Source organism: Alcaligenes sp. Lyrl_28 (assembly GCF_051948705.1).
GTDB lineage: Bacteria > Pseudomonadota > Gammaproteobacteria > Burkholderiales > Burkholderiaceae_B > Alcaligenes > Alcaligenes ammonioxydans.
Map to the genome: position 1 here is coordinate 418,282 of NZ_JAYJLG010000002.1, position 24,783 is coordinate 443,064.

The 24,783-nt window shown below is 56.5% G+C and carries 19 protein-coding genes; 15 read left to right on the top strand and 4 right to left on the bottom strand.

The annotated features are described in order from the left end of the window. Positions 1-5 precede the first annotated feature (5 nt). The 3 genes from carB to VF694_RS06545 all read left to right on the top strand — a co-directional run bounded on the left by carB (position 6) and on the right by VF694_RS06545 (position 5,073). Complete coding sequence (gene carB, locus VF694_RS06535; RefSeq protein ID WP_003803383.1) at positions 6-3,248, top strand: carbamoyl-phosphate synthase large subunit; 3,243 nt, start codon at positions 6-8, stop codon at positions 3,246-3,248. A 140-nt stretch (positions 3,249-3,388) separates the two neighbouring features. Continuing rightward, positions 3,389-4,285 carry a lipid A hydroxylase LpxO gene (gene lpxO, locus VF694_RS06540; RefSeq protein WP_059318718.1) on the top strand — a complete coding sequence of 299 codons (897 nt, stop codon included), beginning with the start codon at positions 3,389-3,391 and terminating at the stop codon, positions 4,283-4,285. Between the two features lie 17 nt (positions 4,286-4,302). Beyond that, positions 4,303-5,073: an SDR family oxidoreductase gene (locus VF694_RS06545; RefSeq protein ID WP_059318719.1), complete on the top strand. Its 771-nt coding sequence runs from the start codon at positions 4,303-4,305 to the stop codon at positions 5,071-5,073. Positions 5,074-5,121: 48 nt separating this feature from the next. Here VF694_RS06545 and VF694_RS06550 read toward each other — a convergent pair whose 3' ends face one another. Then, positions 5,122-5,760, bottom strand: coding sequence for a histidine phosphatase family protein (locus tag VF694_RS06550; protein WP_440163955.1), 639 nt, complete (start codon positions 5,758-5,760; stop codon positions 5,122-5,124). A 320-nt stretch (positions 5,761-6,080) separates the two neighbouring features. Here VF694_RS06550 and VF694_RS06555 point away from each other — a divergent pair, with 320 nt between their 5' ends. Both VF694_RS06555 and greA read left to right on the top strand, forming a co-directional pair. Continuing rightward, the gene (locus VF694_RS06555) at positions 6,081-7,406 is read left to right on the top strand and encodes a solute carrier family 23 protein (RefSeq protein ID WP_003803372.1); all 1,326 of its coding nucleotides are present in this window, start codon (positions 6,081-6,083) and stop codon (positions 7,404-7,406) included. 398 nt (positions 7,407-7,804) lie between these two features. Beyond that, entirely contained in the window at positions 7,805-8,281 is a 477-nt protein-coding gene (greA, locus tag VF694_RS06560; protein WP_003803370.1) for a transcription elongation factor GreA, read from the top strand. Positions 8,282-8,377: 96 nt separating this feature from the next. Here greA and VF694_RS06565 read toward each other — a convergent pair whose 3' ends face one another. Further along, positions 8,378-8,974 (bottom strand): YhbY family RNA-binding protein, encoded by a 597-nt coding sequence (locus VF694_RS06565; protein WP_003803369.1) that lies wholly within the window; start codon positions 8,972-8,974, stop codon positions 8,378-8,380. 17 nt (positions 8,975-8,991) lie between these two features. Between VF694_RS06565 and VF694_RS06570 the strand changes: the two genes are divergently transcribed. The 5 genes from VF694_RS06570 (at position 8,992) to VF694_RS06590 (ending at position 14,712) form a co-directional block, all read left to right on the top strand. Next, the gene (locus tag VF694_RS06570; RefSeq protein WP_003803365.1) at positions 8,992-9,630 is read left to right on the top strand and encodes an RlmE family RNA methyltransferase; all 639 of its coding nucleotides are present in this window, start codon (positions 8,992-8,994) and stop codon (positions 9,628-9,630) included. 107 nt (positions 9,631-9,737) lie between these two features. Then, positions 9,738-11,651 carry an ATP-dependent zinc metalloprotease FtsH gene (ftsH, locus tag VF694_RS06575; protein WP_003803362.1) on the top strand — a complete coding sequence of 638 codons (1,914 nt, stop codon included), beginning with the start codon at positions 9,738-9,740 and terminating at the stop codon, positions 11,649-11,651. A gap of 27 nt (positions 11,652-11,678) precedes the next feature. Continuing rightward, a complete protein-coding gene (gene folP / locus VF694_RS06580) occupies positions 11,679-12,521 on the top strand; it encodes a dihydropteroate synthase (protein ID WP_039943726.1) in 843 nt (280 codons plus the stop codon). Further along, positions 12,518-13,861 (top strand): phosphoglucosamine mutase, encoded by a 1,344-nt coding sequence (gene glmM, locus VF694_RS06585; protein WP_003803357.1) that lies wholly within the window; start codon positions 12,518-12,520, stop codon positions 13,859-13,861. Before folP ends, glmM begins: the two co-directional genes overlap by 4 nt. 68 nt (positions 13,862-13,929) lie before the next feature. After that, positions 13,930-14,712 (top strand): GNAT family N-acetyltransferase, encoded by a 783-nt coding sequence (locus VF694_RS06590; protein WP_003803355.1) that lies wholly within the window; start codon positions 13,930-13,932, stop codon positions 14,710-14,712. Between the two features lie 217 nt (positions 14,713-14,929). Here the strand turns inward: VF694_RS06590 and VF694_RS06595 are convergent, their stop codons facing one another. Then, positions 14,930-16,420, bottom strand: a complete 1,491-nt coding sequence (locus VF694_RS06595; protein ID WP_059318721.1) for a Ppx/GppA phosphatase family protein — start codon at positions 16,418-16,420, stop codon at positions 14,930-14,932. A 238-nt stretch (positions 16,421-16,658) separates the two neighbouring features. On the opposite strand from VF694_RS06595, the gene ppk1 reads away from it, so the two are divergent. From ppk1 to pstB, 5 genes are all read left to right on the top strand, one after another. Further along, positions 16,659-18,731: a polyphosphate kinase 1 gene (gene ppk1, locus VF694_RS06600; protein ID WP_003803351.1), complete on the top strand. Its 2,073-nt coding sequence runs from the start codon at positions 16,659-16,661 to the stop codon at positions 18,729-18,731. Between the two features lie 96 nt (positions 18,732-18,827). Further along, positions 18,828-19,871, top strand: a complete 1,044-nt coding sequence (gene pstS, locus VF694_RS06605; protein ID WP_003803350.1) for a phosphate ABC transporter substrate-binding protein PstS — start codon at positions 18,828-18,830, stop codon at positions 19,869-19,871. Positions 19,872-20,090: 219 nt separating this feature from the next. Further along, positions 20,091-21,029, top strand: coding sequence for a phosphate ABC transporter permease subunit PstC (pstC, locus tag VF694_RS06610; RefSeq protein WP_003802770.1), 939 nt, complete (start codon positions 20,091-20,093; stop codon positions 21,027-21,029). A gap of 12 nt (positions 21,030-21,041) precedes the next feature. Continuing rightward, the gene (pstA, locus tag VF694_RS06615; RefSeq protein WP_003802768.1) at positions 21,042-21,905 is read left to right on the top strand and encodes a phosphate ABC transporter permease PstA; all 864 of its coding nucleotides are present in this window, start codon (positions 21,042-21,044) and stop codon (positions 21,903-21,905) included. A 33-nt stretch (positions 21,906-21,938) separates the two neighbouring features. Continuing rightward, positions 21,939-22,718, top strand: coding sequence for a phosphate ABC transporter ATP-binding protein PstB (gene pstB, locus VF694_RS06620; RefSeq protein ID WP_003802766.1), 780 nt, complete (start codon positions 21,939-21,941; stop codon positions 22,716-22,718). Positions 22,719-23,114: 396 nt separating this feature from the next. Here the strand turns inward: pstB and VF694_RS06625 are convergent, their stop codons facing one another. Beyond that, positions 23,115-24,740 (bottom strand): acyl-CoA synthetase, encoded by a 1,626-nt coding sequence (locus tag VF694_RS06625; protein ID WP_131071353.1) that lies wholly within the window; start codon positions 24,738-24,740, stop codon positions 23,115-23,117. Positions 24,741-24,783 lie beyond the last annotated feature (43 nt).

The window sequence follows — 24,783 nt, forward strand, 5'->3', positions numbered from 1 at the left end:
GCACTATGCCAAAGCGTTCAGACTTAAAAAGCATTCTTATCATTGGCGCCGGCCCGATCATCATTGGTCAGGCCTGCGAATTCGACTACTCGGGCGCCCAGGCGTGTAAGGCCCTGAAGGCCGAGGGTTACCGGACCGTGCTGGTCAACAGCAACCCGGCCACCATCATGACGGACCCGGATACGGCCGACGTCACCTACATCGAGCCCATCACCTGGCAAGCGGTAGAGAAGATCATTGAAAAAGAGCGTCCCGATGCGCTCTTGCCCACCATGGGCGGTCAGACTGCGCTGAACTGCGCCCTGGACCTGGCCAAACATGGTGTGTTGGAAAAATTCGGTGTCGAGCTGATCGGCGCCAATGCCGCTGCAATCGAAAAAGCCGAAGACCGCCTGAAATTCAAGGACGCCATGACCTCCATCGGTCTGGAGTCCGCCAAGTCCGGTGTGGCTCACAGCATGGACGAGGCCTGGGCGGTGCAAAAGCGCATTGCCGAGGAAATCGGTACCGCCGGCTTCCCCGTGGTCATTCGCCCCAGCTTCACGCTGGGCGGCACCGGCGGGGGCATTGCCTATAACCCTGAAGAATTTGAAACGATCTGCCGTCGTGGTCTGGAAGCATCGCCTACCAAGGAACTGCTGATTGAAGAATCCCTGCTGGGCTGGAAAGAGTTTGAAATGGAAGTGGTGCGTGACCGCGCCGACAACTGCATCATTGTGTGCTCCATTGAAAACCTGGACCCCATGGGTGTTCACACCGGCGACTCCATCACGGTGGCGCCTGCCCAAACCCTGACCGACCGCGAATACCAGATCATGCGGAATGCATCGATCGCTGTGTTGCGTGAAATCGGTGTGGATACCGGTGGCTCGAACGTGCAGTTTGCCGTGAACCCCGATAACGGCCGCATGATCGTGATCGAGATGAATCCGCGCGTGTCCCGCTCTTCGGCGCTGGCTTCCAAGGCAACCGGTTTCCCGATTGCCAAGATCGCTGCGCGTCTGGCGGTGGGTTACACCCTGGACGAGTTGCTGAACGAAATCACCGGCGGTGCTACCCCTGCGTCGTTCGAGCCAACCATCGACTACGTGGTTACAAAAGTGCCACGTTTCGCCTTCGAGAAATTCCCTCAGGCCGACTCGCGTCTGACCACTCAGATGAAGTCCGTGGGTGAAGTGATGGCCATTGGCCGCACGTTCCAGGAATCCTTCCAGAAAGCTCTGCGTGGCCTGGAAGTGGGTGTGGATGGCCTGAACCAGAAAACCACCGACCGCGAAAAACTGCAGGTCGAATTGGGCGAGCCTGGTCCAGAGCGTATCTGGTATGTGGGCGATGCTTTCGCTCAAGGTCTGAGCCTGGACGAGGTTCACAACCTCACCAAGATCGACCCCTGGTTCCTGGCCCAGATCAAAGAGATCGTGGACATCGAACTGGCGCTGGAACAAAAGACGCTGGCCGATCTGGACCGCGAGACGCTGTTCGGTCTGAAGCGCCGTGGTTTCTCCGACCGTCGTCTGGCCTTCCTGCTCGATACGGTGGAATCGGAAGTGCGCAAGTTGCGTCACCAGTTGAATGTGCGTCCTGTCTACAAGCGTGTGGACACCTGCGCGGCTGAATTTGCCACCGACACGGCCTATATGTACTCGACCTACGAGGAAGAGTGCGAGTCCAATCCGTCGGACAAGAAGAAGATCATTGTTCTGGGTGGTGGACCCAACCGTATTGGTCAGGGTATTGAGTTTGACTACTGCTGCGTGCATGCCGCCCTGGCCTTGCGCGAAGATGGTTACGAAACCATCATGGTCAACTGCAACCCCGAAACCGTTTCCACCGACTACGACACGTCCGACCGTCTGTACTTCGAGCCTCTGACGCTGGAGGACGTGCTGGAAATCGTTCACATCGAAAAACCGGTCGGCACCATTGTTCAGTACGGTGGTCAGACTCCCCTGAAGCTGGCGCGTGCGCTGGAGGCCAACGGCGTGCCCATTATCGGCACCAGCCCTGAATCCATTGACGTGGCCGAAGACCGTGAGCGCTTCCAAAAGCTCTTGAACAAGCTGGGCCTGCGTCAACCGCCAAACCGTACCGCCCGCACTGAAGGCGAAGCGATCGCTCTGGCGGCCGAGATCGGTTATCCGTTGGTGGTGCGCCCAAGCTACGTTCTGGGTGGCCGTGCCATGGAAATCGTGCACGAGCAGCAAGACCTGGAGCGCTACATGCGCGAAGCGGTCAAGGTCAGCAATGACTCGCCCGTGCTGCTGGATCACTTCCTGAACAATGCCACTGAAGTGGACGTGGACTGTCTGGCTGACGGCGAGCGCGTCTTTGTGGGCGGGGTGATGCAACACATTGAGCAGGCAGGTGTCCACTCCGGCGACTCTGCTTGCAGCTTGCCCCCATATTCGCTCAGCGATGAAACCGTTGCAGAAATCAAGCGCCAGACTGCCTTGATGGCCAAGGCCCTGAATGTGAAGGGCTTGATGAACGTGCAGTTCGCCATTCAGGACGGCGACGTCTACGTGCTGGAAGTGAACCCGCGTGCCTCGCGTACCGTGCCGTTCGTGTCCAAGGCTACCGGCTTGCAACTGGCCAAGATCGCAGCTCGTGCCATGGCCGGTCAGACGCTGGCCGAGCAGGGTATTACCGAAGAAATCACGCCTCCTTACTACAGTGTGAAAGAAGCGGTATTCCCCTTCGTGAAGTTCCCTGGCGTGGACACTATTCTGGGACCTGAAATGAAGTCCACCGGCGAAGTCATGGGGGTTGGTACCTCCTTTGCCGAGGCCTTTGTGAAGTCGCAGATGGCAGCCAGCGTGAATCTGCCTGACGGCGGTCTGGCGTTCATCAGTGTGCGCGCTCAGGACAAACCGCAAGCGGTTGAAGTGGCTCGCGGCTTGATCTCACTGGGCTTCAAGGTGGTGGCGACCCGTGGTACGGCCAGCGCCATCGAACAGGCTGGTCTGGCGGTTCAGGTGGTGAACAAGGTCACCGAGGGTCGTCCGCACATTGTGGATATGATCAAGAACGGGGAAGTTTCCCTGGTTATCAATACGGTTGAAGAGCGACGCAACGCCATTGTTGATTCGCGTACAATCCGTACACATGCCTTGGCTGCCAACCTGGCTTACTACACCACCATCGCGGGGGCTGTAGCGGCTGTGCAAGGCCTGCAGTATCTGCGTCATGGCGATGGCTTGAAGGTTTACGCGGTTCAAGAGCTGCACGCTCTGCTCGCGAAGCACTAAGTCGCTCCATGCTGGAAAGGCGCACCCTGGCGGTGCGCCTTTTTTGTTCTTGCCTCAGACAAGACCCGACCGTCGTCGTGTGACTGCACGCAGACTGCTTTAAGCCGGGCGTGGAAGTTTTCTTCTTTGGAGATCGTGTCGTGAAATGGTTCATTCTTGCCTTATTCATTGTGTGTACGATTGTCGTGCACTTCAGGGGTCGAGTCAGGCACCGCTTTTCCCGGCAGTTGCTGGACCATTCCACTTTCACGGCGCCGTTGAATGTGTTTATGTATGGCTTTTCGGCGGTACCGAATCAGCCCTATCTGGACCTGAAACATTTCCCGGAACTTAACAAACTGCTGGAACACTGCGATGAGATTCGCGCCGAGGCCCAGCACTTGTTTGGCGAAGGCCACATCAAGGCTTCGGACAAGTACAACGATGCAGGCTTTAACTCTTTTTTCAAAACCGGCTGGACGCGCTTTTACCTGAAGTGGTATGACGCCGATCATCCCTCGGCGCGCGAGCTGTGCCCGGTAACCACCAGCTTGCTCAAGGATATTCCCTCGATCAAGGCGGCCATGTTTACTTCTTTGCCGCCGGGCGCGCGCTTGCCGCGACACCGGGACCCCTACGCCGGTTCCTTGCGTTTTCACATGGGCTTGATGACACCCAATAGTCCTGACTGCTACATCGATGTGGATGGCCAGACCTATTATTGGCGTGATGGTGAAGCCGTCGTTTTTGATGAAACCTTTATTCATTACGCAGAGAACAAGACGGATCAGAACCGCATTATCCTGTTTGCCGATATTGAACGCCCCATGCGTTATCGCTGGGCACAGGCGGTCAATCACGCGGTAGGCGGGTTTTTGCTGCGTGCGGCGGCTGCCCCGAATCAGGAAGGCGACCGCACCGGCGGGATCAACCGCATCTTTGGCACGGTCTATGCGGTTCGTCGCTTTGGCAAGGCCATCAAGAAGAAAAACGAAACCCTGTACTACGTGCTCAAATGGTTGCTGGTACTGGGCATTGCTGCCTTGATCTTCCTGTAAAGCGCGGGTACAGCCTTATGCAGACGGTCTTTATCACGGGTGCCAGCAGCGGTTTGGGTAAAGCGCTGGCGCAGGAGTACGCGGCTCAAGGCGCTTGCCTGGGTTTGCTCGGACGGCGGCAGGAAGCACTCCAGGCGCTGGCTGACAGCCTGCCGGGCGAACATCGTATTTATGTTGCCGATGTCCGCGACAGGGAGGCTTTGCATCAGGCTGCCCAGGACTTTTTGCAGTTCACGGGCCAGAGAATTGACGTGGTTATTGCCAGTGCGGGGATCAGTGCGGGGACTTTGACGGAAGAAACGGAAGACTTTGCCGTATTCAAGGCCATTGTGGAGACAAATCTGCTGGCGATGGTGGCAACCTTTGAACCGTTTATCAGCACCATGAAAACGGCAGGCAAGGGCTCATTGGTCGGTATTGCCAGCGTGGCAGGTATTCGTGGGTTGCCCGGTGCGGGCGCGTACAGCAGCTCCAAGGCTGCGGTTATCGCTTATTGCGAAAGCTTGCGTTTGGAGTTGTCGCCTTACGGCGTGTCCGTCGTGACAATTACGCCTGGTTATATCCGCACGGCCATGACGGCCCATAATCCTTACGCCATGCCTTTCTTGATGCCGGCCCAAGACTTTGCCCGCAAAGCCCGCAGGACCATTGAGCAGGGTGTTTCCTACCGGGTTATTCCTTGGCAAATGGGGATTGTGTCGCGGCTGATGCGTCTTTTGCCTGACTGGCTCTACGATCGTCTTGCGCGCGGGGCTCCTCGCAAGCCACGGCTGAACAACAAGGCCTGATCACCTTCCTCTGGCTGCTGCCTGGCGCTACCGAGGCCTGGTGGGGGCTCAGGCTTGCTCGTCCAGCGCCGTATTCAGATGAGGCAGTTGCCCCCATTGCGTGCAGGTCCAGTTCAGGTCCTCATCAATCTTGAAGAAGTTCAAACTGGTATTCAGAATGGCATGAGTGCGTTTGGCATTGAGTGCCTGTTGGTTCAGTTTTCGCCAGACCATATCAATGACGCCACCATGGGCGAAGACCAGCAGGTTCTTGCCGGCATGTGTCTGGGACAGCGTCTCAAAGCAGTCCAAAACCCGGGTTTGAAACTGGCGCAGTGATTCGCCGCCTTCTACCGCATAATCAATATCAACCGTGTCGTCGGGCTGGTCGGGACCATGTCGGCCTGCCGCATCCCAGGCCTGACCTTCCAGTTTGCCAAAGCCACGCTCGCGCAATCCGGGCAGCCGCTCAATGGCGATGTCCCAGTGCTGACAGGCTATCTCGGCGGTTTCCCAGGCGCGTTGCAGATCACTGCTGATGACGGCGTCCACGGACTGTTGAAATGCCGGAGAGCTCAGGTAACTGTGCAGGGCCCGGGCCTGCTCCCGCCCGGTCTCGTTCAGGGCGATATCCTGCCAGCCCTGTAAGCGACGTACAGCGTTCCAGGCGGTTTCACCGTGGCGGATCAGACAAATAGACGTACTCATGCTTGCGGCCATTATTCAGGTAGGGAATCTGACTGCCAAAGGCAGGCTGATTCGCTATTGTAACGGGCCGGTCAAGCACAAGCAGATAGAGAGGGTATATACCGCATATAGCCTGAGGATGGAGGCAGAAACCGTGGTGAAACCTGTTTCTGCTTGGTCCAACGTGGTGTTTATCGCGTGCAGCCTTATTTTCAGGTGCCTTGTTGGGTCTTTCACGTTTAAAATCATGCCTCAATGAATCCACCGGTGCTTCTGGAAGCGCTGGTGCGAGCATAGGCCGAATTCAGCGGTATTTCTTTATTCCTTTTCTGGAACCCTCTATGTCTCAGTCTTACTTTCCGCGTTGGCGCCGTGTGTCCGGCAGCGAACCGGGTGCGGTTGTGCAACCTGACGAGTGTCTGGCAACGCCGCAAAACATTGCGATGGGCGCCCAGCACGTGGTGGCCATGTTCGGTTCCACCATTCTGGCCCCCTTGTTGATGGGCTTTGACCCCAACTTGGCTATTTTGATGTCGGGTATTGGCACCCTGATCTTTTTCGTGTTTGTAGGTGGCCGCGTCCCCAGTTACCTTGGGTCCAGTTTTGCGTTTATTGGTGGGGTGATTGCGGTGACCGGTTATGCCGGTAGCGGTCCCAATCCCAATATTGGTGTGGCTCTCGGGGCCATTATCATCTGCGGTCTGGTCTATACGCTGATCGGTGCGCTGGTCTGGGTATTTAATGCGCGCACTCACGGTGGCGCGGCACGTCTGATCAACCAGTGGATGCCGCCAGTGGTTACCGGCTCCATTGTGGCCGTGATTGGCCTGAATCTCGCACCCATTGCTGCCAAGGGCGCCATGGGTGCCGGTACTTTTGATTCCCTGATGGCTTTGATGACGGTGCTGTGTGTGGGCGGGATTGCCGTCTATACGCGGGGTGTGGCTCAGCGCCTGTTGATTCTGGTGGGTCTGCTTCTGGCCTGCGTGCTGTATTGGCTGTTTACCAACGTGATGGGCTACGGCACCCCGATCAATTTCGCGCCGGTTGCCCAGGCGGCCTGGTTGGGCCTGCCCACCTTCTCCACGCCCGTATTTCAGGCGCACGCCATGACCGTGATTGTGCCGGTGGCCATTATTCTGGTGGCCGAGAACCTGGGTCACATCAAAGCCGTGAGTGCCATGACGGGCCAGGATCTGGACGGTTATCTGGGGCGAGCTTTTGTGGGAGATGGGGTGGCCACTATGCTGTCCGGCTCGGTAGGGGGAACCGGAGTCACCACGTACGCTGAAAATATTGGTGTCATGGCGGCCACGCGCATTTACTCGACGCTGGTATTTGCCTTTGCCGCGGTGATTGCGATTTTTCTGGGCTTCTCGCCCAAATTCGGTGCTGTCATTCAATCCATTCCCGGTCCGGTGCTGGGGGGCATGTCCATCGTCGTGTTTGGTCTGATTGCGATTGCCGGTGCCCGTATCTGGGTGGTGAACCAGGTGGACTTCAGCGATAACCGCAACCTGCTGGTCGCCGCGGTCACGCTCATCCTGGGGGCCGGTAACTTCTCCTTGCAGTTTGGTGTGATTCGACTCGATGGGATCGGCTGTGCCACCTTTGGCGCCATTTTGCTCCACGCCTTGTTGCGAGGTTCTGGCCGAAACAAGGGCTAGTCGCCCGTAGAGCCAATCCCTTTTGCTGTGGCCCTCAGCGGCCCGGCAAACCCCCTGGCCGGAGAAATGGTCAGCCTTCCCGCTTCTCAGACCTCTGTTTTTTTACACAGGGGTTAGAGGGGCTTGCTATTTTCAGGCAGTTTGCCGACAATAGATCTCACACCCCGGTTCTTCGCGGGGTTTTTTTCTGCCGCGGAAGTTCTCCGTGGTGGAAAAGCCTTATTGGGGCAGTCGGCAGCTTAAGGCCTGGGCAGTGTGTTTGATGTACGCTGCACGGTCGGCAGGGCTTTCAGGTCAGCCGATCCGGCCTGTTTGATTGTTTGCCCCATCATCGTTATCCCCCTATCTTCCAGGCGCTCCTGCTACGGAGCGTCTTTTACTTGTTGAGCAGGAATACTATGTCTGCGATCCCATTGACTGCGCAGGGCGCACAACGTTTGCAAGTCGAATTACACCGCCTCAAGACGGTGGAACGTCCGGATGTGATTAACGCCATCGCTGAGGCGCGAGCACAAGGCGATTTGTCCGAGAACGCCGAGTATGATGCCGCGCGTGAGCGCCAGGGCTTTATCGAGGGGCGGATCGCCGAACTGGAAGGCACCTTGTCCAACGCCCAGATTATCGAGCCTGCCGCCCTGGAAGCCGATGGTCGCATCGTGTTTGGCGCCACGGTTGAAATCGAGGACCTGGAGTCAGGCAATACAGTGACTTACCAGATTGTGGGTGATGTTGAAGCGGATATCCGCGCCAACAAAATCTCCATCTCCAGCCCTGTCGCGCGCGCCCTGATCGGCAAGAGCGAGGGCGATGTGGTTGAGGTCAAGGCGCCAGCCGGCATTCGTGAGTACGAAATCCTGTCGATCAAATACATTTGATCGGGCGTTGAGCGGCGGGTTTATCCCGCTGCTGCTGACTGCACGCAAAAGAAAGGCCCCTGTACATTGTGCCGGGGCCTTATAATTTACGGGCGCTTAGCGTTTGCCCGAACCGCCCAGTCCACGACGGGCGCCAGCTCGCAAGGACATGGCACTGCCCGGACGACTGGTGCTACGACGTGGCGCAGCAGCCGGTTTGACTGCGGTGAACTTTTGAACGCTGCGCGGGGCGGCCGAGGCTTTTTTCTCCTGGGTGCTGCTGCGTTCAGCCTTCATTTCCGCACGGCGAGCCCGTTCGGTGCTGCGTGTGCGTTGGACGCCGGATGCGGCCAGTTTCTTGGGCGTGTAAGGCTCCGAGGGCTTACGCACCGCGCGAGTAGGTTTTTCGATGGGCGCTCCCAAAACAGGGGGGCGTTCAATATTGGGTCTGTAGATCGTCAGGATTTTGCCCAGATGGTGAATAGGGGCAGCATCGAGCGCATCGCAGATTTGTTCTAACATGGTCAGACGAGCCTGACGGTCATCACCGGCCACGCGAATCTTGATGAGTTGGTGGGCTTGCAGGTGGACGGTGATTTCTTTGAGCACAGCGTCAGTCAGGCCATTGTCTCCAATCAGGACAACTGGGCGCAAAGCGTGAGCAGCAGCACGAAGGTCGCTGCGCTCATGAGGTGTAAGGTTGAGTTTTGGCATAAAGAGATTGTACGGGAATGGCCAAGAAAAAATTCTCTAAAGAGTGGGTTCAGCAGCATATAAATGACCCCTACGTCAAATTGGCGCAACAAAAGGGGTATCGTGCGCGTGCGGCCTTCAAGCTCAGTGAAATATTGGATCTGGAGAAGATTCAGGTTCAGGGCAAGGTCGTGGTGGACCTGGGGTCGACGCCGGGCAGTTGGTCGCAACTGATACGTGAACGCATGGTCGGCCCCGGCGGTGTGCTCAATGGTCGCATTATCGCACTGGATATATTGGAAATGGAACCCATTGCCGGGGTGGAATTCATGCAAGGCGATTTTCGCGAGGACTCGGTGCTGGCGCAGTTGCAGGATTCTTTAAAAGGCGCTGCAGTAGATCTTGTGATTTCGGATATGGCCCCCAACTTGTCTGGTGTGGCATCGGCCGATTCCGCCCGCATCCAGCATTTATGCGAGCTGGCGCAGGAATTTGCCTTGCAGCATCTGACCGATGAGGGTGTCTTGATTGTCAAAGCCTTCCATGGCAGCGGGTTTTCCCAGATCGTGGAATCTTTCAAACAGAATTTTGTCAGAGTCGTCGAGCGTAAACCCAAGGCTTCGCGCGATAAATCCGCCGAAACCTTTCTCGTTGCCCGTGGTGTAAAGCGCAGGTAATTTATGACTTGCCGGTCCTTGAATCGGGTAGAATGAACTATGTATGGCGCTTGTTCAGCTATGTGTAAGCATATCGGACAAGTTATCGCAATCGCAGGAGATTGGCTTTGAACAATTCGTTTTCCAAAGTCGCGATCTGGATGGTTATTGCGCTGGTGCTGTTTACTGTTTTCAAGCAGTTTGACGGCCGGCCGCCAGCCACTGATGGCGTCACTTACACGCAATTCATGAATGATGCCCGTTCCGGCCGCATCAGCAAGGTGGATATTCAGGGTGATACCCTGCATGTCACGCCGGATTCCGGTCGCAGCTACACGCTGACGTCCCCCGGTGACCTGTGGATGGTCCCTGAACTGGTGAAATCCGGTGTGCAGGTATCGGGCAAGGCCCGCGAAGAGCCTTCCTTCCTGACCAGCCTGTTCATCTCCTGGTTCCCCATGCTCCTGTTGATTGGTGTATGGGTGTTCTTCATGCGCCAGATGCAAGGTGGTGGCAAGGGCGGGGCGTTTAGCTTTGGTAAATCGCGTGCCCGTTTGCTGGACGAGAATTCCAACCCCGTGACCTTTGCTGACGTAGCCGGTTGCGACGAAGCCAAGGAAGACGTACAGGAGCTGGTGGACTTTCTGCGCGATCCAAGCCGCTTTCAGCGTCTGGGTGGTCGCATTCCTCGCGGCATCCTGATGGTCGGCTCGCCCGGTACCGGTAAAACCCTGTTGGCCCGTGCCATTGCGGGTGAGGCCAAAGTGCCGTTTTTCAGCATTTCCGGTTCGGACTTCGTGGAAATGTTTGTCGGTGTGGGTGCTTCTCGCGTTCGCGACATGTTCGAAACCGCCAAGAAGCAATCGCCTTGCATTATCTTTATCGACGAAATTGATGCTGTCGGCCGTCAGCGTGGTGCTGGCCTAGGCGGTGGCAACGACGAACGCGAACAGACACTGAACCAGTTGCTGGTTGAGATGGACGGTTTTGAAACGGGCCAGGGTGTGCTGGTGATTGCCGCTACCAACCGTCCTGACGTGCTGGACCCCGCTTTGCTGCGTCCAGGCCGTTTCGACCGCCAGGTCGTTGTCGGTCTGCCTGACATCCGTGGTCGCGAGCAGATTCTGAAAGTTCACATGCGTAAAGTGCCTTTGGCACCCAACGTGGACGCTGTGGTGCTGGCTCGCGGTACGCCCGGTTTCTCCGGCGCCGATCTGGCCAACCTGGTCAACGAAGCCGCCCTGTTTGCAGCGCGCCGTAACGGTCGCACCGTGGATATGCAGGACTTCGAGCGCGCCAAGGACAAGATCATCATGGGTGCAGAACGTCGCACCATGATCATGCCCGAGGAAGAGCGTCGCAATACGGCCTACCACGAAGCGGGTCACGCGCTGGTGGCTTGCATGCTGCCCAAGACAGATCCGGTTCACAAGGTCACGATCATCCCTCGTGGTCGTGCCCTGGGCGTCACCATGCAATTGCCGGAAGGTGATCGTTACAGCATGGACAAAGAGCGCCTGTTGAACATGATTGCCGTGCTGTTTGGGGGACGTATTGCTGAAGAAGTGTTCATGAATCAAATGACCACTGGCGCGTCGAACGACTTTGAGCGGGCTACGCAGATTGCTCGCGACATTGTGACGCGCTACGGGATGACCGACTCCCTGGGCCCGGTTGTCTACGCCGAAAACGAAGGTGAAGTGTTTCTGGGTCGTAGCGTGACCAAGACCACGCACGTATCCGAAGCCACCATGCAGAAAGTGGATTCCGAAATCCGCAAGATCATCGATGAGCAGTACGCTGTTGCGCGCAAGCTGATCGAGGACAATAGCGACAAGATGCATGCCATGGCCAAGGCTTTGCTGGAATGGGAAACCATTGATGCCGATCAGATCGACGACATCATGAAAGGTTTGCCGCCACGGGCGCCACACGTGCCCAACAGCAATGACAACACGCCTTCCGATGGCGCCACGCCTCCCGCAGCGGGTCCCAGCCCAGCGGATGACAAAGGTGCCGCGGCGTCAACGCCCGTTGCTTAACTTACTTACCTAGGCCACGCCTATTTCATGAATTACCCTGAGTGGTCTTGTGGGCGCTTCCAGTTTGGGCTGGAGCGCCCTTTGGTTATGGGGATTGTGAATGTCACCCCAGACTCCTTTTATGATGGCAATACTCACAATGACTTGCCTCGGGCGCTGGACCACGCCCGTCAATTAATCGCCGAAGGCGCAGACATTCTGGATATCGGTGGCGAGTCCACTCGCCCTGGTGCCGAGCCCGTTTCCCTGGAACAAGAACTTGAACGTGTGATTCCTCTGATCGAGGGCCTGCGCGAGAGTGGTGTGGCTTTGTCGGTGGACACCTTCAAGCCAGAGGTCATGCGTGCCAGCCTGGCTGCCGGTGCCGATATGATCAATGACATCTACGCCTTGCGCATGCCCGGCGCCATCGAGGCTGTCCGGGACTCGGGTTGCGGCTTATGCGTCATGCATATGCAGGGTGAACCGAGAACCATGCAAGAGCAGATTCACTATGATGATGTTGTCGTTGATGTACGTCATTTTTTGCAACAACGATGCGACGCCTTAGTAAGCGCAGGCATTGAATCCAAGCGTATCATGCTGGATCCCGGCTTCGGCTTTGGTAAAACAGCAGCCCACAACTATCAGTTGTTACGTGGTTTGCAGCAGGCGGCAGTACCTGGTTACCCCTGGTTGATCGGTTTGTCGCGTAAATCCATGATTGGCCATGTCACGGGAAAACCCGCCAGTGAGCGTTTGATTGGCAGTCTATCGGCAGCCCTTGCCTGCGTGGCGCGGGGCGCAAAAATTGTCCGTGTCCATGATGTAGCCGCCACGCGCGAAGCGTTGGATGTGTGGAATGCGGTTGAATGTGGAGTCTCTGAATGAGCGATCGTAAATATTTCGGCACCGATGGTGTCCGCGGTGAAGTAGGTGGTCCAACCATTAACCCGGAGTTCGCCTTGCGTTTGGGTTACGCAGCTGGACAGGTGCTGGCCGCCCAGTACGAGGGTAGCGGTCGCCCCACTGTTGTAATTGGCAAGGACACGCGGATTTCCGGCTATATGCTGGAATCGGCGCTGGAAGCGGGCTTGTCGGCTGCTGGTATCGACGTCTTGCTGGCAGGGCCTGTGCCTACGCCTGCGGTGGCGTATCTGACACGTACGCTGCGTCTGGCAGCCGGTATCGTAATCTCCGCCTCGCACAATCCGTACTACGACAATGGCATCAAATTTTTCTCCGCTCAAGGCACCAAGTTGCCGGACGAGGTCGAGTTGAAGATTGAGCAGGCCATTGACCAGCCCATGCATTGGGTCAAGTCCGAGTCCTTGGGGCGTGCCCGCCGTCTGGCCGACTCGGCCGGCCGCTATATCGAATTTTGCAAGAGCGCTTTTCCCAATGACCTGAACCTGGATGGGCTGCGGATTGTGGTGGATGCGGCGCACGGTGCGGCTTACAACATTGCTCCGCATGTGTTTCGCGAGCTGGGTGCAGAGGTAATTGCCGTGGGCGTGCAGCCCGATGGCTTTAACATCAACCAGGAAGTGGGCGCTACCTATCCCGAGAAGCTGGCCGAAGAGGTGCGCAAGCATGGCGCTGATCTGGGTATCGCACTGGATGGCGATGCCGACCGTCTGCAGATGGTCGACTCGCAAGGGCGCATCTACAATGGTGACGAACTGTTGTATCTAATTGTTGCGGATCATCTGCAGACTCAGCCCGTTAAAGGGGTCGTGGGTACGCTGATGACCAACCTGGGTTTCGAGAAGAAGATGCAGGAACTGGGCGTGGAATTTGCCCGTGCCAAAGTGGGCGACCGCTATGTGCTGGAACTGATGCAGCAGAAAGGGTGGGTTTTCGGTGGCGAAAGCTCGGGTCATTTGTTGTGTCTGGAATGGCACACAACGGGCGATGGCATCATTGCCGCCCTGCAGGTCCTGACCGCTCTGTGTCACAGCGGCAAGAGCCTGCCTGAATTGACCCAAGGCCTGAAGATGTATCCGCAGATCATGGTTAACGTTCCTTTACAGCCCGGTCAGGACTGGAAGAACCATGCTGGTTTGCAACAAGCTACCCGAGAAGTCGAAGAAATGCTGGGCGATCGCGGTCGTGTGCTGATACGCGCCTCGGGCACCGAACCCAAGCTGCGTCTGATGGTGGAAGCAGAACAAACCGAGCTGGCTCAAGCAGGCATTGATACCTTGCTTGCAGTAGATTTAATGAAATAGTAATGTGGCTATCAAATACCTGAAACATTGTTTGTGCATGATGCACGAAAGTGTTTGGAGTCATCACGATGCTAAATCTTGAGCGCGAACGTACTGAAGTGGATTGGGGAAATACTTGGGCGGGTCATACTGTAGGAGGCTTGGCCTTGCGTCTGGCGCGCACCCAGGCCGAGCTCGAATGCCTTCAGCGCTTGCGTTTTCAGGTTTTCACTCAGGAAATGAACGCAGTCTTTCCAGACCAGCACAATGGTCTGGATATAGATCGCTTTGATCCCTGGTGCGAGCATTTCATGGTTACCGAGCCCGAAGAAAATCGGGTTGTCGGTACTTATCGCTTGCTCACCCCTGAAAATGCCTATAAAGCGGGCGGCTATTACTCAGAGTCCGAATTTGATATCAGTGCCCTGGATGGGCTGCGTCCCAGCCTGGTTGAGGTGGGGCGCTCCTGCATCCACCCCGACTATCGCAACGGGTCGGCCATCATGATGTTGTGGGGTGGTATTGCGGCATTGACACGGGTGGGGGGCTATCGCTATTTGCTGGGCTGCGCCAGCGTCAGCCTGCGCGATGATGGTGTTACGGCAGCCGAAGTCTGGCGTGTGGCCCAAAAGTCCATGCAGGACAATCCGCAGCTCCCTCGTGTGCAACCCTTGAACCGCTACCCGGTCGAGCGTTTGAACAGCGATTTGCCGGCGCGCATCCCCCCGCTGATCAAAGGATATTTGAAGCTGGGTGCCACCATTTGTGGTGAACCGGCCTGGGACCCCGATTTCAATACGGCGGACTTTCCCGTCCTGCTGGATCTGGAGGCCATGGACGAGCGCTACAAACGTCATTTTGGTCTGGTCTAGGCCGGGTCGGCTCCAAGCTGTTTGAGCCGGGCCGGGGTTGCTTGCCTGGATTTGAAAAAACCCCCGAAAGTTGGATGACGATCCGACTTTCGGGGGTTTTTTTGAGTGGGCGGGCCGACGGGAGCCCACAGACTTTTGACTTTGTTCCGGGCAGCAATCCCGATCCACCGTGGCGACTGTCTGGCCGTGTCTGGGCAGGGGCCGGGCGGCAAGGTGCTTAGACTAACTCCAGGCTCAGGTCATTGATGTCACTTTGCCAGGCTTGGACTTCAGCCTGCAAGGAGGCCTGCGTCAAAGGGTGATTGGCCATCCAGTCGTGATCGACATGAATCAGGACAGTTTTGCCACGGGCTTCCAGTCTGAGCGGCAACGTCTCTCTGTCCTCCCGGCGACGCATGAGCATGACCGCCAGGCGCAGGCTCAGTAAAGTCAGCCACCAGGCATTGGTGCTTTCAAAACGCTTCAGCTTGCCCAGCTTGCCTTGGTGACCCAAGCTCAGGAAACTGAGCAAGGCCTGGTCATCGTTGGAAAAGCCGGGCATATCGGCATGTTCCAGTACGTAAGCGGTGTGCTTGTGATAATCGGCATGCGCGATGCTCAGACCCACTTCATGCAGATCGGCGGCCCAGCCCAACTGGCGTTGCAGCTCCTGAACTTCGGGCGTATCGGGCAGTTTCAACTGGTCGAAAAACTGCAGGGCGGCATCGTGAACCCGGTGAGACTGGCGCGTATCTACCTGATAACGCTTCATCATCTGCTGAACAGTCTGGTCGCGTTGATCGTGCTCTGATTCGCGCCCGAGCATGTCGTAGAGAACCCCTACTCGCAAGGCTCCTTCGCCGGGCAGCATCTGGCGGATCTTAAGCTCCTGAAAGGCGGCCATCATGATGGCCAGACCTGCTGCCAGTACCGGCGCGCGGTGCGGCTTGATGCCGCTCAGGTTGCGCATGTCCACCTTGCCATCCTGGATCAGGCGTTTGCGCAGCAATTCCATGCCTTCCAGGGTGATGCCCTTTTTGGACATGCCATTTTCCTGCAGGATGGCGATCAGTCCCTTGGCGGTGCCCGAGGAGCCGTAAGCTTCCTGCCAGCCAGTTTTGCGGTACTGACGCGTGATCCCTTCCAGTTCCCGGCGTGCCGCCAGAATGGCATGGTTCATGCGTTCTTCGGTAATGAGGCCGTCCGCAAAGAATTTGTCGGTGTAGCTGACACAGCCCATATAAAGCGACGACAGCAGCAAGGGCTTGAGACCTTTGCCAATAATGACTTCTGTCGAACCGCCACCAATATCAATCATCAGGCGGCGATTGGGGGAAGGGGGCAGCTCGTTGCTGATCCCCGAGAAAATCAGTCGGGCCTCTTCGTGGCCGGAGATGACCTCGATGGGAAAGCCAAAGGCTGCTTCGGCAGCGGGCAGTACTTCGCTCAAATTGCGTGCAACCCGAAAGGTGTTGGTGGCAACGGCACGAACACGATTGGGGTGAAAGCCGGCCAGGCGTTCGTTAAAGCGTTTCAGGATGACTACCGCACGTTCAATGGCATCGGGGCTGATGTACTTGTCGGGGCCCATGCCGGCGGCGAGTCGGACAGATTCGTTAAGGCGGTCAATGGTGTAGATCTGGGCATGACCGTTGTGCTGAACCACACGTCCAATGGATAAACGAAAGCTGTTGGAGCCCAGGTCCACAGCGGCAAGAAGTTGTTCCATGAGGCATCGCTCGGGATGATTACTGTGCGATTATAAGGACATTAATCATGGCTTTTGTTACATAAACAGGAAAATTAAGAAAAGTTAGCTTAAACCTGTGGGGAAGGCGATAGCCGGTCGTCTCTTTTGCTAGGCAGGCGTGAGTGGCACCCGGATGGCATCTGGGTCATAGAGCTGTAACATTCATGTAGTAAAAGTCTGACACTCCCCTCTTTTTTGGCTTTTTAACGACCTCACCATGCTGCCTTCCCCAGATTCAACCTTGCTAAACCGTGAGTTGTCCTTGCTCAAGTTCAATGAGCGAGTGCTGGCCATGGCCGAAAACCCAACTACGCCTTTGCTGGAGCGCTTGCGCTATATCTGTATTGTCAGTTCGAACCTTGACGAGTTTTTCGAAATTCGCATCTCCAGCCTGAAAGAGCAGATTTTGCAGAATCCTCATCAAGTGGGGGATGACGGGTTTTTGCCTCAACAGGCGTTTGACAAGGTGCAGGCGGCCGCCCATCAACTGGTTGAGAAGCAAAACGATTTGTTGATGGACGATGTATTGCCAGCACTTATGGAGGAGGGCATTGGCTTACTACTGACCGCGCTATGGACACCGGCCCAGCGCGAGTGGGCTTATCAGACTTTTTTGCGTGATGTCATGCCTTTGCTCACGCCGATTGGCCTGGACCCGGCCCATCCCTTTCCCCGTGTCTATAACAAAAGCCTGAACTACATTGTGGAGCTCAGTGGCGAGGATGCTTTTGCCCGCAGCGGCACCATTGCCATTGTGCAGGCCCCCCGTGCCCTGCCGCGGGTAATCCGGGTCCCCGACGATATAGCGGGGATTCCTCAGGGCTATATGCTCTTGACCTCCCTGATCAGTGTATTTGTGGGGGAGCTGTTTCCCGGTATGGATGTAAAGGGCTGTTATCAGTGGCGGGTTACGCGCAACAGTGATCTGTTTGTGGACGAAGAAGAGGTCACCAATTTGCGCGCCGCCCTGCAAGGCGAGCTGTCGCAACGCAACTTTGGTGCAGCGGTACGCCTGGAAATTGACCGCTCCATGCCCGAGCGCCTGGAGCGCTTTTTGCAAAGCGAGTTTTCGCTGGATGTCCCTGATACCTACCGAGTCAGCGGCCCGGTCAACCTGACCCGTTTGATGCAGCTGTGCAATGTGCCGGATCGCCCTGATCTTCTGTTTCCGGATTACCGCGCTCCGATTCCTGCGCCTTTTGATTCAACGTTTGAGTCTCCGGCCCAGTTTTTCGAGGCGATTTCCCGCAAGGATCAGTTGCTGCACCATCCCTACCAGTCATTTCAGCCTGTCTTGAGCTTTTTGCGGGCTGCCGCAGCGGACCCGGCTGTGGTGGGTATCAAGCAGACCATTTATCGTACCGGTGAAGACTCGGAACTGATGAACATTCTCCTGTCGGCTGCGCGTGCAGGCAAGGAGGTGACGGTGGTGGTCGAGCTCATGGCCCGCTTTGATGAGCAGACCAATATCAATTGGGCGGCCAAGCTGGAAGAGGTGGGCGCGCATGTCAGTTACGGGGTGGTGGGGCACAAAACCCATGCCAAAATGGCGCTGGTCCTGCGTCGTGAAGCAGGAGCCATCCGTCGCTATGGCCATTTGGGGACGGGAAACTATCATCCACGTACCGCTCGCCTGTATACGGACTTCGGTTTGCTGACCGCCAATCAGGAAGTTTGCGAGGACATGGACAAGGTGTTTTCCATGCTGACCGGTCTGGGCGCCTGGCGTCCCTTAAAGCGCTTGCTGCAGTCGCCCTTTACCCTGCACGACAGCATGATGGACCGGATTCAGGCCGAAACCGAGCGCGCGTTGGCAGGCAAGAAAGCCCGTATCATGGCCAAGATGAATTCCTTGCTGGAGCCCAAGATCATTCAGGCGCTCTATGACGCCAGCCAGGCAGGGGTCAAGGTGGATCTGATTGTGCGTGGCGCTTGCGCGCTGCGTGCCGGCGTAAAGGGCTTGTCGGAGAACATCCAGGTGCGTTCGATTATCGGACGCTTTTTGGAGCACTCACGGGTTTTCTATTTCTACAATGGTGGGCAGGAAGAAGTCTTTATTTCTTCGGCCGACTGGATGGACCGCAACTTCTTTCGCCGGGTCGAACTGGGTGTGCCCGTACTGGATCGCAGCCTGAAAAAGCGGGTGATTGCCGAAGCCTTTACCTACGCCTTGCGCGACAATCAATTGTCCTGGAAGGCCAGCCCGGACGGGACGTATAACCGTATTCGCAGCCGTGGGGCGCCATTTAACCTGCACCAGAACCTGATGCAACGACTGGGTGCTGGATGAAATACAGACTGTCATGAACATGTCATATAGCCTGTTTATGATGACGTTACATACAGGGTGGGCCTGTCTTCTGACTATCATCAAGAGGATTTCTCGATGTTAAAACGTGTATTCAACAAGGTAAGTATTGCTCTGGCGTTCAGCGCTTTTGCGGCCACTGCCACAGCTGCAGACGTCACCGGTGCGGGTGCGTCGTTCCCTTACCCAATCTATGCCAAATGGGCGGCTGAATACGCCAAGCAAACCAATAACCGCGTCAACTACCAGTCGATTGGTTCGGGTGGTGGTCAGCAGCAGATTATTGCCAAGACGGTGGATTTCGGTGCTTCGGATGACCCGATGAAGGTCGAGACGCTGGAAAAAGAAAACCTGTTGCAGTTCCCCGCCGTCATCGGTGGTGTGGTGCCTGTGATCAACGTGGAAGGCATCGAGCCTGGCAAGCTGAAACTGTCGGGCAAAGTGCTGGCTGACATCTATCTGGCCAAGATCACCAAGTGGGACGATGCAGCCATCAAAGAGCTGAATCCTGATCTGACTCTGCCTAACAAAGACATCGTGGTGGTTCACCGCTCCGACGGTTCGGGCACCACCTTTGGCTGGACCAACTACCTGTCCAAAGTGTCCCCCGACTGGAAATCCCAGGTTGGTGAAGGCAAGGCTGTGAAGTGGCCTACCGGTCAAGGTGGCAAGGGTAACGAAGGCGTGGCCGCTTACGTGCGTCAGCTGCAGAACTCGATCGGCTACGTGGAATACGCCTACGCCAAGCAGAACAAACTGTCCTGGACCCAGTTGCAGAACAAGGACGGCCAGTTCGTCCAGCCTGGTCAGGAAAGCTTTGCGGCCGCCGCTGCCAATGCAGACTGGGCCGGTACGCCTGGCATGGGTGTTATCCTGACTGAAGAGCCTGGCGCCAAGTCCTGGCCCATCACGTCGGCGACCTTCATCCTGATGCACAAGGTGCAGGACAAGCCTGAAAATGGTAAAGAAGTGTTGAACTTCTTTAACTGGGCCTTCGAGAACGGCGCCAAGTCTGCTGAAGAACTGGATTACGTGGCTCTGCCCAAAGACGTCACCGACAAGATCAAGGCGGCTTGGGCTGCTGAAATCAAGACCAAAGACGGCGCTGCGGTCTGGAAGTAAGATTCGTGTTCAAATATAGGTCAGTTGTAAATTGATCTTGCGAGACGGCCCACCTCTAGGTGGCGCCGTCTTTATTATGTAAAAATTACGGTTTTGTCTTGAACGCACAGCGCGTGACCTTATCGGTTTGCCGGACCTGTCCAGCCCTGGCTGTTACAGAATCCATAAATCGGTTGCAGTGCGTTTGTCCCATTCCGGCCTGACCCTTCATCTGTCTACATGAAATCAAATCAGAACGCCTTTATGGACGGCATTTTCAAGAACATGACGCGCTCGTTTGCGTTTCTCGTGTTCATTTTGCTGGCTGCCATCTCTATTTCCCTGATCTATGGAAGCCGGGAATCCATTGCCGAATACGGTTTCTCTTTTCTCTGGACGAATAATTGGGATCCGGTCAATAACGAATATGGCGCATTGGTACCTATTGCCGGTACCTTGCTGACCTCTTTTATCGCCCTGTGTATTGCCGTGCCAGTCTCGTTCGGGATTGCCATGTTCCTGACGGAACTGTCGCCGGCGTGGTTGCGTCGTCCCTTGGGGACGGCCATTGAAATGCTGGCTGCCATCCCGTCCATTATTTATGGCATGTGGGGCCTGTTTGTCTTTGTGCCCCTGTTTCAGCGCTATGTTCAGCCTGGCCTGATCTCCTTTTTTGAGGGGGTGCCCGTGCTGGGCCAGATCTTTGCGGGTCCTCCCTTCGGCATCGGTGTGTTCACCGCGGGGCTGATTCTGTCCATCATGGTGATCCCCTTCATTACCGCGGTGATGCGTGACGTGTTCGAGCTGGTTCCTCCCATGCTCAAAGAGTCCGCCTATGGTTTGGGCAGCACTACCTGGGAAGTGATGTGGCGGGTGGTTCTGCCATTCACCAAGAACGGGGTGATTGGCGGGATCATGTTGGGTCTGGGGCGCGCACTGGGTGAAACCATGGCCGTCACCTTTGTGATTGGGAACTCCTTTAACTTGCCCAGCTCGCTGTTTTCGCCCTCGAACTCGATTGCATCGGCACTGGCCAACGAGTTTAACGAAGCCGGTGGCATGCAGAAATCCGCCTTGCTGGAGCTGGGTCTGATCCTGTTCCTGATCACCACGGTTGTGTTGGCGATCTCCAAGCTGCTCTTGTTGCGTCTGGCCAAGAACGAAGGCACCTCGCGCTAAGGATCACCTACCATGTTTGATAAAAAATCTGCAATTAGTCTGAGCAACCCGATCTACAAACGCAGGCAGGTATTTAACCGTCTGATGCTGGGTGTGTCTTTTGCTGCCTTGATCTTTGGCCTGTTCTGGTTGTTCTGGATTATCTGGACCCTGATCGAGAAGGGCAGCAGTGCCATGGCCTGGTCCCTCTTGTTTGAAAGCACACCGCCTCCGGGTGGCGAGGGGGGGCTGCTCAACGCCATCGTCGGCAGTGTCATGATGGCTGGCGTCGGTACCCTGATCGGCACGCCGATTGGCATTCTGGCCGGGACCTATCTGGCCGAGTACGGTCAGCGCGGCTGGCTGGCCCCGGCGACCCGCTTTCTGAACGACGTGTTGTTATCGGCACCGTCCATCATTATTGGTTTGTTCATCTACGCCGTGTACGTGGCTCAGGTAGGACACTATTCGGGTTGGGCCGGTTCTTTGGCTCTGGCCATTCTGGTGATCCCCGTAGTGGTGCGCTCTACCGACAATATGCTGATGCTGGTCCCCAATGGCCTGCGTGAAGCGGCCGCGGCACTGGGCTGCCCCAAGTGGAAGATCGTGATGTCCATTTCCTACCGAGCCGCTTTGCCCGGTATCGTGACGGGGGTTCTTCTGGCCGTCGCCCGGATTGCGGGTGAAACGGCTCCCTTGTTGTTCACTGCCTTGAACAACCAGTTCATGTCCATGAATATGAACGCGCCGCTGGCCAACCTGCCAGTGGTCATTTTCCAATATGCTGCCAGCCCCTTTGAGGACTGGAACCGTCTGGCCTGGGCAGGTGCGGTGTTGATTACCTTGCTGGTGTTGGGTATCAATATCCTGGCTCGAAGCCTTTTCCGCCAAAAATAACGTTTTCACGGAGCGCCCTAGTCGGCCAACGCTATGAGTCAAATTATTACCTCCGACGAATCGACCAAGATTGAAATCCGTAATCTGAATTTCTTCTATGGCAAATTCCATGCCCTGCGCAATGTGAACATGTCTATCAAGGAAAAGAAGGTTACGGCCTTTATCGGACCATCCGGTTGCGGTAAATCCACCTTGCTGCGCACGCTGAACCGCATGTACGAGCTGTATCCCGGCCAACGTGCTGAAGGCGAAATCCTGCTGGACAATGAAAACCTTCTGACCTCCAAACAGGACATTTCCCTGATCCGTGCCAAGGTGGGCATGGTGTTTCAGAAGCCGACGCCGTTTCCCATGAGCATTTATGACAACGTGGCCTTTGGCGTGCGTTTGTTCGAGCGCCTGAGCAAAGGTGAAATGGATGAGCGTGTGGAATGGGCCCTGTCCAAAGCCGCATTGTGGAATGAGGTGAAAGACAAGCTGCATCAAAGCGGTAACGGTTTGTCCGGTGGTCAGCAGCAGCGTCTGTGTATCGCTCGCGGTGTGGCGATCAAGCCCGAGGTTCTGTTGCTGGACGAGCCCTGCTCGGCGCTGGACCCTATTTCCACGGCCAAGATTGAAGAGCTGATTGCCGAGCTGAAAACCGATTACACCGTGGTCATCGTGACCCACAATATGCAGCAGGCCGCACGTTGCTCGGATTACACCGCCTACATGTACCTGGGCGAGCTGATGGAATTTGGTGAAACCGACCAGATTTTCGTCAAACCAGCCCGCAAGGAAACCGAAGACTACATCACGGGTCGTTTCGGTTAATCAGACACGGGCAGATCCCCTTGCCTTGGTGGCATGGACGAGCGTCTGTGCCACCGCCCCCTGCCTGTAGATTGCACAAGGGCTTTCCGTCTGAGCAACACCCCATGCATTGGATACGCATCCAGTTATTGGGGTGTTTCTTTATGGGGGAAGGAGAGGGGGCAGACCCCGGCAACAGCCTAAAGCAAGGTCTCAACAGGGGCGTTCAGTCATGCTCGCTTCGCGCTTAAACGGGAGCCCTGACGTGCGCAGAGAGAGTCGGCCTCATGAGTGGGCTGGGCTTGCGTCAGGAAGCTCACTGCTCAGTGACCTGTTCCGTGCTGACACGGTAGGTAAGCAGCGTCGGGCTCAGGCGAGCGCTCATCGAGGATTGGCGATCGCCCGGCACCCGTGCGGCTATTGGCTTAATTTGCGTAATGCGTGGCGAATGACCTTGCCGGTGGTCGTCATGGGCAGGGCATCCACAAACTCAATCAAGCGGGGATACTCATGCGCTGCGACCCGTCGCTTGATGTGCTCCTGAATTTCCTTGATCAGATTCTGTGATGGCTCGACGTCCTCTTTGAGGACAATAAAGGCCTTTACGACTTCGGTGCGTTCCGGGTCGGGTACTCCGATCACGGCCGCCATCGCCACTGCCGGGTGGCCCATCAGACCATCCTCAATCGGGCCAGGGCCGATTCGGTAGCCGGAGCTGGTAATGACATCGTCGTCCCGGCCCACGAACTGGATATAGCCGTGCTCATCCTGCGTGCCTTTATCGCCGGTCAGTAGCCAGTTCCCTACAAATTTTTCTTTAGTGGCTTCAGGTCGCTGCCAGTAACCCAGAAACATGACTGGGTCAGGAGCCTGGACAGCAATATGGCCTTCGACACCGGCTTTTTGAATTTGCCCCTGGTCATCCACAATCGCCACCCTGTGGCCGGGCACGGGCTTGCCGATTTTACCTGCCTGACCGGGAAACCAGGCCGAGCAGGAGGACACGATCATATTGCACTCGGTCTGCCCGTAGAACTCGTTGATGGTGATACCCAGTTCCTGTTTGGCCCAATCCAGCAGTTGTGCGCCCAGTGACTCTCCGCCGCTGGCAATGGACCGCAGCTTCAAAGGCCATTGTTCGCGCGACCACTGGCTGCGGCGCAGCATTTTTAGGGCAGTAGGCGGCAGGAAGGTATGCGTTACACCCTGTTCGGACATCAACCTCCAGGTCGCCTCGGCATCGAACTTGGGAAAACGGTATGCCAGCACAGGGATACCGTGATGCCAGGCGGGCAGCAGGACATCGAGCAGGCCGCCAATCCAGGCCCAGTCAGCGGGTGTCCACATCAGCCCCTCGCCTGTGGGCAGGAAGTTGTGGGACATTTCCACGCCAGGCAAATGCCCCAGCAGGACCCGGTGGGCATGCAAGGCTCCTTTGGCCGACCCCGTGGTGCCGGAGGTGTAGATCAGCAGCGCCGGGTCGTCGGCGCGAGTAGTCAGTGTGCGCGGTGCTGGCTCAGGATGGGTGTGAATGGCGTGCCACAAGGACAGAGCCTGCTCCTGATCTTGCTGGCTGTCAGTCTGATAAAGATGCTTGAGCTGCGGCAGATGTTCGCGCAAAGGCAGTACCGTCTCCAGGCCCTGTTGATCGGTAATCAACGTGCTGGCGCCCGAGTCATTCAAGCGATAACGCAGGGCCTCGGTGCCGAACAGGGTAAATAAAGGCATGGCGATGGCGCCAATCTTGTAAGTCGCCAAGTGAGCCAGGGCAGTTTCCAGACCTTGAGCCAGGAAAATGGCGATTCTATCGCCGGGCTGAATGCCTTGTGCCTGCCAGGCGGCCGCCAGGGAGTCGGACCAGGCCTTGAGCTGATCGAATGTGTAGCGTTTGACCTGCCCATCGGACAGTTGCTGGATCAGCGCCAGGCGCCCGGAGCCATCGGCCCACTTGTCGCAGGCATCATGGGCAATATTGTAGTGTTCAGGAATGGACCAGTGAAATTCCGAGTAGCTTTGTGAATAGGCAGAATCAGCAGACAGCATGAGAGGCACTTTTCCCGTAGGTAAGACAGACCTTCATCCTAAC

Excerpts from the sequence above, each read along its gene's own strand:
- carB (WP_003803383.1), top strand. The coding sequence starts at position 6 with ATGCCAAAGCGTTCAGACTTAAAAAGCATTCTTATCATTGGCGCCGGC.
- VF694_RS06545 (WP_059318719.1), top strand. The coding sequence starts at position 4,303 with ATGCAGACGGTCTTTATCACGGGTGCCAGCAGCGGTTTGGGTAAAGCG.
- VF694_RS06550 (WP_440163955.1), bottom strand. The coding sequence starts at position 5,760 with ATGAGTACGTCTATTTGTCTGATCCGCCACGGTGAAACCGCCTGGAAC.
- VF694_RS06555 (WP_003803372.1), top strand. The coding sequence starts at position 6,081 with ATGTCTCAGTCTTACTTTCCGCGTTGGCGCCGTGTGTCCGGCAGCGAA.
- greA (WP_003803370.1), top strand. The coding sequence starts at position 7,805 with ATGTCTGCGATCCCATTGACTGCGCAGGGCGCACAACGTTTGCAAGTC.
- VF694_RS06565 (WP_003803369.1), bottom strand. The coding sequence starts at position 8,974 with ATGCCAAAACTCAACCTTACACCTCATGAGCGCAGCGACCTTCGTGCT.
- VF694_RS06570 (WP_003803365.1), top strand. The coding sequence starts at position 8,992 with ATGGCCAAGAAAAAATTCTCTAAAGAGTGGGTTCAGCAGCATATAAAT.
- folP (WP_039943726.1), top strand. The coding sequence starts at position 11,679 with ATGAATTACCCTGAGTGGTCTTGTGGGCGCTTCCAGTTTGGGCTGGAG.
- glmM (WP_003803357.1), top strand. The coding sequence starts at position 12,518 with ATGAGCGATCGTAAATATTTCGGCACCGATGGTGTCCGCGGTGAAGTA.
- VF694_RS06590 (WP_003803355.1), top strand. The coding sequence starts at position 13,930 with ATGCTAAATCTTGAGCGCGAACGTACTGAAGTGGATTGGGGAAATACT.
- VF694_RS06595 (WP_059318721.1), bottom strand. The coding sequence starts at position 16,420 with ATGGAACAACTTCTTGCCGCTGTGGACCTGGGCTCCAACAGCTTTCGT.
- ppk1 (WP_003803351.1), top strand. The coding sequence starts at position 16,659 with ATGCTGCCTTCCCCAGATTCAACCTTGCTAAACCGTGAGTTGTCCTTG.
- pstS (WP_003803350.1), top strand. The coding sequence starts at position 18,828 with ATGTTAAAACGTGTATTCAACAAGGTAAGTATTGCTCTGGCGTTCAGC.
- pstC (WP_003802770.1), top strand. The coding sequence starts at position 20,091 with ATGAAATCAAATCAGAACGCCTTTATGGACGGCATTTTCAAGAACATG.
- pstA (WP_003802768.1), top strand. The coding sequence starts at position 21,042 with ATGTTTGATAAAAAATCTGCAATTAGTCTGAGCAACCCGATCTACAAA.
- pstB (WP_003802766.1), top strand. The coding sequence starts at position 21,939 with ATGAGTCAAATTATTACCTCCGACGAATCGACCAAGATTGAAATCCGT.
- VF694_RS06625 (WP_131071353.1), bottom strand. The coding sequence starts at position 24,740 with ATGCTGTCTGCTGATTCTGCCTATTCACAAAGCTACTCGGAATTTCAC.